Here is a 12412-nt window from a genome sequence, read left to right as displayed (position 1 = left end):
CGTTTTGAAGGCTGGCGCGGCTTACCAAAAATAAGCCAAGCCAGTCCCCGAGAAGCCGGCCACAAGCCGGCTTTTTAATGCCTGCAGAAAAGCAATTCTGCGCCGGTACCGGCTCAACAGTCGTCAGTATTCAGGGCGTAAAACTCATGCAGCTTAGCCTGCAGCAATTTCTTGTCTGGCAACTGTGTCTGGTACTCCGCAATCAGGGCCGGCGAGAGCGAACGGTTGAGGGCGTATTCCACCACCTCATCGTCTTTACTGGCACAGAGCAATACGCCGAGGGCCGGATTCTCATGGGACTTACGGACGTTGCGGTCCAGGGCCTCAAGATAAAAATCCAGCTTGCCCAGATACTCCGGCTCGAAGCGCCCAACCTTGAGCTCAATCGCCACGAGGCAATTCAGACCGCGATGGAAGAACAGAAGATCCAGCGCAAAGTCGCGAGCACCGACCTGATCAGGTTTTGGGTCCAGGGCAATTGTGTCAGCAGTGCCGACACTTTTTCCTCGTGCCTATAGACGTCGTAAAACTGGCGCATGCGAACAGATTGCGCCGGGTAAAGCCCCTTAATCCCGGCTGGGTTCGCGCCAGGTAGTCTGCCAGCTGATCAACCACCCCCATAGCCCCACTCCGCCGCTTCAAGCTTTCGACTGATATAAGCCCCCACTTGCCAATACAGTTCGATCAACTCGGTGTTAACCGCCTGTGCCGCCCGCTGGCGAGCAACAACAATCAGTTGGGTGATTTCATTAAAGCTAGCATCAGGGGATGGCGCGATGGCGCTGAGGTCATTCACGTGAGGGCGTTCCTGTTTAGTAGGCGACGCCCTATCTAGTACTCCCAACTTCTACAAAATAAAAATCACAAAATGTATCGAAGGCGGTGGATAAAGATTACTTCTTACCCGAGCCCTTTGACCTGAACCGCCCTCCTGAACAGCGACAGCGCGAACAGCACGAACAGCGCCGCCGCAGCAGATAGCGCCAGCGGCAGACCCTGTGTACTGGTGGACATCGCTGCGCCGCTGATCAGAGGCCCGAGCAAGCTGCCTACCCCCCACAAAAAACCCGCGCTGGCATTGGCCGTCACCAGATCTGCGCCCTTGAAATCCTGCCCTATCAGGATGATCGCCAAGGTATAGACGCCACCGGCTACCGCACCCAATACCACCAAACTTGGCCAGAGCAGCATGGAACTGTTCATTAGCCAAGGCAGGCACACGCCGACTAACAAAGACAGAACACCGCAAACCAGGTAGATAGGCGGCCTTCCAACTTTGTCCGACAGCCAGCCCAACGGGAACTGAAAGGCCGCGTCGCCGAGCAGGATGACCGTCACCATTAACGCCGCCAGCTTGATGGCGTAACCATGATCGGCGGCATATACCGCAAACATCGACAAAATCACGCTATCGAAAAATGAGAAGAAGATAATCCCCATGCACAACGCTGGCGCCACTTGAATGAAGCCCAGCACCGAGAACGTCCGACTCTGCGAGTGCCCTTGACCGATCAGTTGTCGAGGCAAGGTGAACCAGATCACGCCAATAGCCAGCAGATGTCCGGCAATGACACTGACAATCACCAGCGGGCCATCAGGGCCAAATAACGCGACCATCCCCGGGCCCAGTAACTGGAAGACTGTAAAGCAAGTCGTATAGACCGCGACAATCCGCCCCCGATTGGCGTCCTCGGCTATTTCGTTGACCCAGGACTCCCCGAGAATAATGATGACTCCAGCGGCCAGCCCCATCACCAGCCTGGCCACTCCCAGCCCATACAGTGTCGATGCGAACACTTCCACGACCGCAATGCTGAGTGCAGAAAGCGCGAAGCAGCAGAGATAGATCTGCCGACGGCCCAACCGCTGATAGATCCAATCCACCGTAAAAGCCGAGAGCATCATGCCGGCCGCTGGCAGAGCGGACATCAGGCCAATCTGCGCGTTCGAGAATCCCGCCTGATACAGACGCAGAGCGACCACCGGCACTGTCGAGCCGACACTTAACCCCACGATAGACACGCCGAGTATCAGCGCCGCAAATACAGCTCTGTTGATAATGACGCTCATAAATCCACCCCAAAAAACTTCAGGCAACACAAAGCGCTCGCTCATTGAGGCAACGGGCAAGAGCCCCAACACCAATCAATGCAGCGAACGAATCAATAACGACTTAGTGTTTTTGGCCGGGGCGGGGAAAACGTGAAGGCGAACAAAATGCTGCGACGGCGGCTGTTCGCACAGTGGTTTTGCGAGACGGCGAGACCCGATCGAACAATCGAGTTCAAGCGATTTGGATTGAGTACGCTGGTGGGCATGGAAATATCAATGACCATGAGTGATGCGTGCATTCAATCTCTCAACCTTGAGAAATGACCGACACGATGAACAGGCTCAGCCTACGTCAGCCTTTTACCAGAAATCAACATGCACGGTTCTCATCAAAGCATCGCCCAATTCGACCTGGGTAGCAGCCCACTGCCCAAGTTGGTCGACGAGGCACTTTGGTTCGCTCCCCCTCGGAGTTCCATTAGTAGCTTTGCAGTAAAACACTAGACCCTGAGCCAAATCCCCAACACAATCGGCTCATCAAATGAGCCGAATAAACCCTCTATTCGGCTCACGTCACGAGTAAAAGCCAATGCACCACCCTCGCTGGATCTGGCAACAGCCCACCTGGCCGCACTTTCACTGGCAATCCGAGCGCTTGGCGCCGCTATTGCGTGAGTGTGTGCAGGCGCAAGGTCGGCTGCTTGGGATGTCCAGTTCGGCGGGTGGAGCGCTCAGTGCGCAAAGTGAGCTGGATTCTTTGCTACAGAACATCGTGACGTCATCCGCCATCGAAGGCGAACAACTGAATGTGGGTTCGGTCCGCTCTTCGCTGGCCCGACGTCTGGGTCTGGAGGATGTCGGCGACAGTCGCGTGAGCAAGCGTAGTGAAGGACTGGCGGAGTTGATGCTGGACGCCACTCAGCATTTCGCTGAACCACTTGATCTTGCACGCCTGCTGCGTTGGCATGAATGGTTGTTTCCTGCGCAGGAAGAAGACTTCAGTACGCGACATATCCGCGTCGGTGCTTTGCGCGGTGATGAGCCGATGCAGGTGGTTTCCGGTCGCCTGGATCGGCCGACCGTCCATTTCGAAGCACCTGCGCGGGACGGCCTGGAGCCGCAACTGAATGCCTTTCTCCACTGGTTCGAAACCAGTCGCGCCGAGACGCAACTCGATCCATTGCTACGAGCTGGCATCGCACATTTCTGGTTTGTGACTCTCCACCCCTTTGACGACGGCAATGGTCGTTTGACCCGTGCCCTCACTGACTTGGCGCTTGCTCAGGGTGAGAACCAGGCCATCCGTTTCTACGCCATGTCCGCCAGCATTCTGGATGACCGTACCGGTTATTACCGCGTGCTGGAAGCCTCTCAGAAAGCCACGCTCGACATCACCGAGTGGCTGGAGTGGTTTCTGCAAACACTATTGAATAGCCTTCAACAAGCGATGGCTCGTATTGATCGGGTGCTTGGCAAGGCGCGCTTCTGGCAGCTGCATCGACAACAGACCCTGTCTTTAGAACAAATCAAAGTGCTCAATCGCCTGCTCGATGGCGGTGAAAACGGTTTTGAGGAAGGTATCAGCGCAGTCCAGTACCAAGCCGTGGCAAAGGTCTCCAAAGCCACTGCCACCCGTCATCTGTCCGATCTGTTGGACAAAGGCTATCTGGTCCGCCTGCCCGGCGGTGGTCGCAGCACCCGATATCAGATCAATTACTCAGGCGATACCGGAGCCTGAGCCGGTTGGGTCTAGCCCCCCCGATTTGCCCCAACCCCCCATGTCTGCTAGTGTCGCGCCGGTTTAACGTCAACCGGGATAGCCGCCATGGCCCGCAAAAAAGCTGCACTGGATTTCGAACAATCTCTCGCTGACCTGCAAACGCTGGTCGAGCGTCTGGAGAACGGCGAGCTGTCGCTGGAAGACTCGTTGACTGCCTTCGAACAAGGCATCGGTCTGACCCGCGATTGCCAGGCTGCGTTGGCCCAGGCTGAGCAGAAGGTGCAGGTATTGCTCGAACGCGACGGGGAGCTGACTGAGGAACCCTTCGACGCGGAACAGCCGGAATGATTGCCGCCTATCAGGCCAGCAGTCAGGCTCGCGTCAATGCTGCACTGGAAACCCTGTTCCACGCCCCCAGCCCTGAGCTGACCCGTCTGTATGAAGCCATGCGCTACAGCGTGATGAATGGCGGCAAGCGCGTGCGCCCGCTGCTCGCCTATGCGGCTTGCGAAGCCCTCGGCGGGCTGCCTGAGCAAGCCAACGGTGCGGCCTGTGCGGTGGAGTTGATTCACGCGTATTCGCTGGTGCATGACGATTTGCCGGCGATGGACGACGACGATCTGCGTCGCGGCCAACCCACCACTCATAAAGCTTTCGATGAAGCCTGCGCGATTCTCGCCGGTGACGGCCTGCAAAGCCTGGCGTTCAGTGCCTTGCTCGACCCGCGCCTGAGCGCATCGGATGCCGAAACCCGTTTGAGCATGGTCAGCGCCCTGGCGTTGGCGGCAGGCCCGGCGGGCATGGTCGGTGGCCAGGCCATCGATCTCGGTTCGGTTGGCCTCAAACTCGATCAAGCGGCGCTGGAATACATGCACCGGCACAAGACCGGCGCACTGATCGAAGCCAGCGTCAAACTGGGCGCCCTGGCCAGCGGGCGCGCCGAAAAAGCCGAACTCAAATCCTTGCAGACTTACGCACAGGCCATCGGTTTGGCGTTTCAGGTGCAGGACGACATCCTCGATGTCGAAAGCGATACCCAGACCCTCGGCAAACGCCAGGGCGCCGATATCGCTCGGGACAAACCGACCTATCCGGCCCTGCTCGGCCTGGAAGCGGCCAAGGCTTATGCCCTGGAACTGCGCGATCAAGCCTTGCATGCCCTGCGACCGTTTGACGCATCGGCCGAGCCATTGCGGGACCTGGCGCGCTATATAGTCGAGCGTCGCAGCTAAAAAAGCCGCGACTCTGGACTGCATATTGGTCAACTTCCGACCTCCGCGTGGGCAGCTTGCGATCCATAAGGTAAACTGCCGCCTCTTCTAGACCTATAACGATTCGCCTGATGCCCACGACGTTTCATGAGATTCCCCGCAAACGCCCTACCACGCCCCTGCTCGACCGCGCCGACACGCCGGCCGGCCTGCGCCGGTTAGGTGAAGCCGAGCTCGAAACCCTGGCCGATGAGTTGCGCCAGGAGCTGCTCTATACGGTCGGCCAGACAGGAGGGCATTTCGGTGCCGGCCTTGGCGTCATCGAGCTGACCGTTGCGCTGCATTACGTCTTCGACACCCCGGACGACCGGCTGGTGTGGGACGTGGGCCATCAGGCTTATCCGCACAAGATCCTCACCGGCCGTCGCGAGCGCATGAGCACTCTGCGCCAGAAGGACGGCATCGCTGCCTTCCCGCGCCGTACCGAGAGCGAGTACGACACCTTTGGCGTCGGCCACTCCAGTACCTCGATCAGTGCTGCGCTGGGCATGGCGATTGCCGCCCGCCTGCAAAACAGCGAGCGCAAGGCCATCGCCGTCATCGGCGACGGCGCCTTGACCGCGGGCATGGCGTTCGAAGCGCTGAACCATGCGCCGGAAGTCAATGCCAACATGTTGGTGATCCTTAACGATAACGACATGTCGATCTCGCGCAACGTCGGCGGGCTGTCGAATTATCTGGCGAAGATTCTTTCCAGCCGCACTTACGCGAGCATGCGTGAGGGCAGCAAAAAAGTGCTGTCGCGTCTGCCCCACGCCTGGGAAATCGCACGTCGCACTGAAGAATACGCAAAAGGCATGTTGGTTCCCGGCACCCTCTTCGAAGAGCTGGGCTGGAACTACATCGGCCCTATCGACGGCCATGACCTGCCGACCCTGATCGCCACCCTGCGCAACATGCGTGACCTCAAGGGTCCGCAGTTCCTGCACGTGGTGACCAAGAAAGGCAAAGGTTTCGCTCCAGCGGAAGTCGACCCGATCGGCTACCACGCCATCACCAAACTCGAACCCCTGGATGCTCCGGCCGCAGCGCCGAAAAAAGCCGGCGGGCCGAAGTATTCCAGCGTGTTTGGCGAGTGGCTGTGTGACATGGCTGCCGCCGATCCTCGCCTGGTCGGGATCACTCCCGCGATGAAGGAAGGCTCCGACCTGGTAGCTTTCAGCGAGCGTTTCCCGCTGCGCTATTTCGACGTCGCTATTGCCGAGCAGCACGCTGTGACCTTCGCTGCCGGCATGGCCTGCGAAGGCGCCAAACCCGTCGTGGCGATCTATTCGACCTTCCTGCAACGCGGTTACGACCAACTGGTGCATGACGTCGCGGTACAGAACCTCGACGTGTTGTTTGCCATCGACCGCGCAGGCCTGGTGGGCGAAGACGGTCCGACCCACGCAGGCAGTTTCGACCTGTCATTCCTGCGCTGCATCCCCGGCATGCTGGTGATGACCCCGAGCGACGAGAACGAACTGCGCAAAATGCTCAGCACCGGTCACCTCTACAACGGCCCGGCCGCTGTGCGTTACCCGCGTGGCACTGGGCCGAATGCACCGATCGAGAAAAACCTCGAGCCGATTGAAATCGGCAAAGGCGTGATTCGCCGCCAGGGCAGCAACGTCGCTCTGCTGGTGTTCGGTGTGCAACTGGCCGCAGCGCTGAAAGTCGCAGAAAAACTCGATGCGACTGTGGTCGACATGCGCTTCGTCAAGCCGCTGGATGAAGCCCTGGTTCGGGAGGTGGCCGCCAGCCACGAGCTGCTAGTGACGATCGAAGAGAACGCGATCATGGGCGGCGCCGGTGGTGCTGTCAGCGAGTTTCTTGCCCGGGAAAACATCCTCAAGTCCATGCTGCATCTGGGCTTGCCGGACGCTTACGTCGAGCATGCCAAACCGGCGCAAATGCTTGCCGAGTGCGGTCTGGACGAAGACGGCATAGAAGCGTCCGTTCGCGAGCGTTTGCAACTACTCGATCTCTGAGCAAAACGGCGCACGCTCGTGCGCCGCGCTTCACCCTCATTTGCTCGGCGCGATCAACTCACACAACTTGGCCGTAGCCGCAATCATCTGCCCGCTCGGTCGCTCCAGACCTTTATCCACCACCAGCAGCAATTGCCCCTGTGCCACCGCCCTCACCTGCGGCCAGGCTTTCCAGGCGTCGAGCTGCGCCTGGCTGCCGGCCAGAATCACCTCAGGATTGCGCTGCAGCACCGACTCCAGATTGACCTGTGGTGCTGGCAATTTCAGGTCGGCGAACACATTGCGTGCACCGCAGACCTTTAATGCATCGCTGATGATCTGCCCGCCGCCGACGGTGTACAGCGGCTGATCCCAGACCTGATAAAACACCTCTAGCGGCTTTTCCCGCTGATAACGCTGACGCAGGCCCTCAAGCTGTTTTCGCAAGTCCACGGCCAGTGCTCGGCCACGCTGCGGCCGGCCGAGTTGTTCGGCAATCACTTCAATTTGTGTGATGAGTTGTTCGAGGCTATGGGGTTCGGCGACGTAGGTGGGAATGTTCAGTCGCTTGAGCTGCTCGCGCTGTGCCGGACCGACGCTGCCGGGCCAGAGCAACAGTAGATCCGGCTTGAGACTGAGCAGACGCTCCATATCCAACTGACCGTAGCGCCCGACCGAGGGCACGGCTTTCAACTCAGGCGGACGCTCACCGGCATCGAGCACGCCAACCAGCAGATCGGCAGAGCGAAGTTCAACGACAATTTCGGAGAGAGACGGTGCGAGGCTGACCACGCGCTCCACGGCGGCCGCGGAGCCACTGACGGCCAGCAGCAGGACCGCCAGCCAACCGCGCATCAACTGAGTTGACGCGGAATACGGTAGAGGTAGAACAGTACCGTCGTGGACAGCGCCAGCAGAATCAGCGGCACCGCTTCAAGACCAACGAACACCGCTAGCGCACCGATCCAGGCCGGCAGCGCGGCGGCCAGAAACGCTGTACGGCGTTTGGCAGCCAAAGCAACCCAGGCGGCAGGCTCTTCAGGGGTGTCGAGGGCTTTCTGGGTGGCGATCAAAGCATGCTTGTAGCCGCCAAAGAAACGCAGGCTGACGAACATCGCCGCCATGCCAGCAATAAAGAACGGCATGGCCAGAACCGGCAACACCGCCTCAGTCTTGCCGAACACAGCATTGATCACGAACAACGGCAGTAACGCCAACGCCAGGTACTGCCACCAGTTGACGGCCAATCGCCGCCGCACTTGACCGCGGGTCACGCCCGATCAGCCTCGCCCTGGTGCTCGTTGCCCATCATGTGGTCGAGCTTGCTGGCCTTGGTGGCCAGGTAGAGTTTGTTGTGCGGGTTGTGGCCGGTGTGCAGCGGCACGCGCTCGGCGACCACGATGCCCATGTCGGTCATGGCTTTGACCTTGCGCGGGTTGTTGGTCATCAGGCGCAAGGATTTCACACCCAGGTGCTCAAGCATCGGCAGACAGATAGCGTAGTCGCGCTGGTCAGCAGCAAAGCCCAGACGCTCGTTGGCCTCAACGGTATCGGCACCACCGTCCTGCAATTCATAGGCGCGGATCTTGTTCAGCAAGCCAATGCCACGGCCTTCCTGACGCAAATACAGCAGCACGCCACGACCTTCGCGGGCGATCGCCTGCAAGGCGGCCTCAAGTTGCGAGCCGCAGTCGCAACGCTGACTGAACAAGGCATCGCCGGTCAGGCACTCGGAGTGCAACCGGCCGAGTACCGGTGCGCCATCGGCGAAGTCACCCAGACTGAGCACAACGTGCTCGCGGCCAGTGGCCTCATCGAGAAAACCATGCATGGTGAATTGCGCAAAAGGGGTTGGCAGCTTGGAAGCAGCGACGAAAACGACGGGCACCGTGTGCTCCTGATCTGTATGAGGACTGGAGATTCGCAGAGGCGGCATTGTAACAGCAGGTTCCTACAGACGCTTAGGCTGAATTATCGGCCATAAAGATCAAGAAGTTTGATCACTGCACCGCAGGCGTGCTGTTTTCTTCGAACGGGTATGGCTGTTTCCAGCGCTCGAAGATCGGTCGCAACTGACCACTTTTAACCAACAATTCCATGCGCTGATCGAACAGTGTCAGCAGCGCCCGGCCCTTGGAATTATCGGCGAACCCCAGAAAAACCGGTAGTTCGGCCAAATGCGTTCGCCGGAATAGCGCAGGGTTCTGTGCACCACCGAGCACGTAATCAACCTCGGTCAACGCATCGATGTAGTAATCGGCACGGCCGTACAGCAGCATCGGCAAAATCCCGGTGCGACGCTGGATTTCATTGAAGCGATGGATGTTGGGAAAGTAATTTTGATAGTGATAACCCCGCACCCAGGCCAGGCGATAGTCTCCCAGCGTGGCCGCGGTTGGCGCTGGGTTGCTGGCCAGACCGAGCGCGTAAACATGGTCATAGTCGTAGTGCCAACGGGGATAGAGCACGCCACCGACTTCTTCTCGGTAAGAACCGACCCAGGCATCCACCTCGCCGCGCTGAACCAAACCGACCGAGCGCGTGTAAGGCACCATGCGGATTTGCAGCGTGACCCCGGCCGGTTCGAAGACTGCCCGCAGCACATCCCAGGCCAGACCATGACCATCGGCCGCGGTGTAGTTGCTCCACTCTTCACTGGCCAGACGAATCTGGGTGGGTGTCATCGACGATTCACTCGCCCTTGCCGCAGAGCACGACAATACGCACAGCAGTATCAACAGCCAGCGGCCACTCATCCCTGGTCCCTCAGACGAAACACCACACCAATCCTTGCATCGCCAGCCAGGCAAACACACCCGCCAACACATCGTCGAGCATGATTCCGACACCGCCGTGCACATGCCGGTCGATCCAGCGAATCGGCCATGGCTTGAGAATGTCGAAGAAGCGGAACATCAGGAAGCCTGCCAATAACCAGTACCAACCTTCAGGCACTAGCCACAGAGTGATCCACATCCCGACCATTTCGTCCCAGACGATGCCTTGGTGGTCGCGGACCCGCAGATCATCGGCAACCTTGCCGCATAACCAGAAGCCGAACAGCATGGTGATGCCGAGCATCAGCCAATAACCCCAGTCGGGCAACATCTGCCACAACGGGATAAAGGGCAGCGCCACCAACGAACCCCAAGTGCCGGGCGCTTTTGGCAGGGTGCCCGAACCGAAACCGAATGCCAGGAAATGCCAGGGATTACGCCAGACCGAATGCGGTACGGACTCCGCCGGGGCCTGTTTGGGGTGATCTGTCACGGTGTCTCCCGAAAATGTTGATAACCCCGGGTAGCCGGGGTGATGTCTTGTCCGTCGGCGGCCAACAGCGTGACACCCTGCCCCGCCACGACGCGACCGACCACATGCACCGGCCAGCCGTCCGCCAACAACTGCGGTAACTCGGCGGGCGGCAAGGTGAAGGCCAGGACGTAATCGTCGCCGCCGCTGAGGGCCGCGACCCGGGCCGCATTCTGGCCGAGAAACGCCCGCAGCGCCTTGGACAACGGCAGCTTTTCACTTTCGATCAGCAAGCCGACAGCTGAAGCCGTCGCGATATGCCCGCAATCGGCCAGCAGACCGTCCGAGATATCCAGCGCCGAAGTCGCCTTGCCACGCAACGCCTGGCCCAACGCCAGCTGCGGCTGTGGCGACCAGTAGTGCGCCAGCAACGGCTCGGCGATAGCCGGTTCGGCCGTGCGCTGCCCCAATACCAGCGGCAAAGCACCGGCCGCATTACCCAATTCGCCACCGACACACAGCAGATCACCCGGTTGCGCACCGCTACGGGTCAGGGCCAAACCTGTTGGCACGCGGCCAAGCACGGTCATGGTCAGGCTCAGCGGGCCGCGAGTGGTATCGCCGCCCACCAACCGCACACCGCAGCTTTGCGCCATGGCGTTCAAACCACGGGCAAAAGCTTGCAGCCAATCGGCGGAATCCATCGGCAAGGTCAGGGCAAGGGTAAATGCGAGAGGTGTTGCGCCCATGGCTGCCAGATCACTGACCGCCACCGCCAGCGAACGCTGACCGAGCAGAAAAGGGTCGCAGGGGTCTGCGAAATGCACACCGGCCACGAGGGTGTCGGTGGAGATAGCCAACTGTTCCCCAGCGGGAACAGCCAGCAAGGCGCAATCATCGCCGATCCCCAGTGCAACGCCTTCGCCGGCCTGCGCACAAGGCGCGGCAGCGAAGTAGTTACGAATCAGTTCAAACTCGCCCATTGGGTATCCTGTCTCACCAATACTGTTCTTTTTTTGGGCGGTGTCTGTTGTCGCCATACTGCGTTGCCGCTCCTCGCCATAGCGGGCTATGACTTGTCGCGGCGCCTTGCCTGGCAACAACAGCCACTCACCAAAAAAGGAACGCATTGGCAAGACAGGACACTGCAAGCGCGAATCAGCGCTTGAACGCCTTCACTTCAGCTTCACGCAGACGCGGGGCCAGCTTGTCCAGCACACCGTTGACGAATTTGTGACCGTCGGTGGAACCGTAGACCTTGGCCAGCTCGATCCCTTCGTTGATCACCACGCGATACGGAACGTCGACGCGCTTGAGCAGCTCCCAGGTGGACAGGCGCAGGACCGCCAGTTCAACCGGATCGAGCTCATCAATGGTGATGTCCAGGCACGGAGCGAGGGCAGAATCGATCTCGGTCTTGTGCGCCGGCACGCCGTGCAGGATTTCACGGAAGTACGCCGAATCAACGTCGGTGAAATCGTTATCGACCCGGAACTGCGCTTCGATTTCGTTCAGCGAAGTTTTGGCCATATGCCATTGGTACAGCGCCTGAGTCGCGAGCTGACGGGCTTCGCGACGCTTGACGCTCTTGGATGGCTTGCCAGCGTCCGCAGGTTTCGGATCGCGCGGGTTGAAACGATCGCTTTCGTCGCTAATCACTTGGCCTCCAACTGCGCCAGCAGGCTGACCATTTCCAGAGCGGACAAGGCAGCTTCGGCACCTTTGTTGCCGGCTTTGGTGCCGGAACGTTCAATGGCTTGCTCGATCGAGTCGACGGTCAGCACGCCAAAGGCGACCGGTACGCCGAACTCCATGGACACCTGGGCCAGGCCCTTGGTGCATTCGCCAGCCACGTATTCGAAGTGCGGAGTGCCACCACGAATGACCGCGCCCAAGGCGATGATCGCCGCGTATTCGCTTTGCTGAGCAACTTTCTGCGCAACCAGCGGAATTTCGAAGGCGCCAGGTGCACGGATGATGGTGATGTCGCTTTCGCTCACGCCATGGCGAACCAGGGCATCAACAGCACCGCTCACCAGGCTTTCGACGACGAAGCTGTTGAAGCGGCCGACCACCAGGGCGTAGCGGCCTTTGGGGGCGATGAAGGTACCTTCGATGGTCTTCAGGGTCATTCGACAAATCTCTTAAAGAGCCGGGACGCGTTCAGTACG

At 59.5% G+C, this 12412-nt stretch carries 13 protein-coding genes and 1 pseudogene; 4 read left to right on the top strand and 10 right to left on the bottom strand.

What is annotated here, in order from left to right:
* Nucleotides 1-113 precede the first annotated feature (113 nt).
* Together ACN1C3_RS15290 and ACN1C3_RS15285 are read right to left on the bottom strand one after the other, a co-directional pair.
* Nucleotides 114-796, bottom strand: a pseudogene (locus ACN1C3_RS15290) (PDDEXK nuclease domain-containing protein).
* 104 nt (nucleotides 797-900) lie between these two features.
* Entirely contained in the window at nucleotides 901-2070 is a 1170-nt protein-coding gene (locus tag ACN1C3_RS15285) for an MFS transporter (RefSeq protein WP_419116617.1), read from the bottom strand.
* A 571-nt stretch (nucleotides 2071-2641) separates the two neighbouring features.
* On the opposite strand from ACN1C3_RS15285, the gene ACN1C3_RS15280 reads away from it, so the two are divergent.
* The 4 genes from ACN1C3_RS15280 to dxs all read left to right on the top strand — a co-directional run bounded on the left by ACN1C3_RS15280 (nucleotide 2642) and on the right by dxs (nucleotide 7013).
* Entirely contained in the window at nucleotides 2642-3790 is a 1149-nt protein-coding gene (locus tag ACN1C3_RS15280; RefSeq protein WP_419116616.1) for a Fic family protein, read from the top strand.
* Between the two features lie 87 nt (nucleotides 3791-3877).
* Nucleotides 3878-4120: an exodeoxyribonuclease VII small subunit gene (locus ACN1C3_RS15275; protein WP_419116615.1), complete on the top strand. Its 243-nt coding sequence runs from the start codon at nucleotides 3878-3880 to the stop codon at nucleotides 4118-4120.
* Nucleotides 4117-5004 (top strand): (2E,6E)-farnesyl diphosphate synthase, encoded by an 888-nt coding sequence (gene ispA, locus ACN1C3_RS15270; RefSeq protein ID WP_419116614.1) that lies wholly within the window; start codon nucleotides 4117-4119, stop codon nucleotides 5002-5004. Before ACN1C3_RS15275 ends, ispA begins: the two co-directional genes overlap by 4 nt.
* Before the next feature lie 110 nt (nucleotides 5005-5114).
* Nucleotides 5115-7013: a 1-deoxy-D-xylulose-5-phosphate synthase gene (dxs, locus tag ACN1C3_RS15265; protein ID WP_419116613.1), complete on the top strand. Its 1899-nt coding sequence runs from the start codon at nucleotides 5115-5117 to the stop codon at nucleotides 7011-7013.
* Nucleotides 7014-7049: 36 nt separating this feature from the next.
* Here the strand turns inward: dxs and ACN1C3_RS15260 are convergent, their stop codons facing one another.
* The 8 genes from ACN1C3_RS15260 to ribE all read right to left on the bottom strand — a co-directional run bounded on the left by ACN1C3_RS15260 (nucleotide 7050) and on the right by ribE (nucleotide 12373).
* A complete protein-coding gene (locus ACN1C3_RS15260) occupies nucleotides 7050-7847 on the bottom strand; it encodes a cobalamin-binding protein (protein ID WP_419116612.1) in 798 nt (265 codons plus the stop codon).
* Complete coding sequence (locus tag ACN1C3_RS15255; RefSeq protein WP_419116611.1) at nucleotides 7847-8266, bottom strand: MFS transporter; 420 nt, start codon at nucleotides 8264-8266, stop codon at nucleotides 7847-7849. The genes ACN1C3_RS15260 and ACN1C3_RS15255 overlap by 1 nt, the downstream gene beginning before the upstream one ends.
* On the bottom strand, nucleotides 8263-8880 hold the full coding sequence (ribA, locus tag ACN1C3_RS15250) for a GTP cyclohydrolase II (RefSeq protein WP_419116610.1): 618 nt from the start codon (nucleotides 8878-8880) through the stop codon (nucleotides 8263-8265). The genes ACN1C3_RS15255 and ribA overlap by 4 nt, the downstream gene beginning before the upstream one ends.
* A 112-nt stretch (nucleotides 8881-8992) precedes the next feature.
* Nucleotides 8993-9748, bottom strand: coding sequence for a substrate-binding periplasmic protein (locus ACN1C3_RS15245; protein ID WP_419116609.1), 756 nt, complete (start codon nucleotides 9746-9748; stop codon nucleotides 8993-8995).
* Nucleotides 9749-9758: 10 nt separating this feature from the next.
* Nucleotides 9759-10262, bottom strand: a complete 504-nt coding sequence (locus ACN1C3_RS15240) for a phosphatidylglycerophosphatase A (RefSeq protein ID WP_419116608.1) — start codon at nucleotides 10260-10262, stop codon at nucleotides 9759-9761.
* Nucleotides 10259-11224 (bottom strand): thiamine-phosphate kinase, encoded by a 966-nt coding sequence (thiL, locus tag ACN1C3_RS15235; protein ID WP_419116607.1) that lies wholly within the window; start codon nucleotides 11222-11224, stop codon nucleotides 10259-10261. Before thiL ends, ACN1C3_RS15240 begins: the two co-directional genes overlap by 4 nt.
* A gap of 175 nt (nucleotides 11225-11399) precedes the next feature.
* Nucleotides 11400-11900, bottom strand: coding sequence for a transcription antitermination factor NusB (gene nusB / locus ACN1C3_RS15230; protein ID WP_419116606.1), 501 nt, complete (start codon nucleotides 11898-11900; stop codon nucleotides 11400-11402).
* A complete protein-coding gene (gene ribE / locus ACN1C3_RS15225) occupies nucleotides 11897-12373 on the bottom strand; it encodes a 6,7-dimethyl-8-ribityllumazine synthase (RefSeq protein ID WP_028944446.1) in 477 nt (158 codons plus the stop codon). Before ribE ends, nusB begins: the two co-directional genes overlap by 4 nt.
* Nucleotides 12374-12412 lie beyond the last annotated feature (39 nt).

Source organism: Pseudomonas sp. H11T01, from assembly GCF_048515765.1.
Classification (GTDB): Bacteria; Pseudomonadota; Gammaproteobacteria; order Pseudomonadales; family Pseudomonadaceae; genus Aquipseudomonas.
This window is presented reverse-complemented; position numbering and strand designations above follow the sequence as displayed.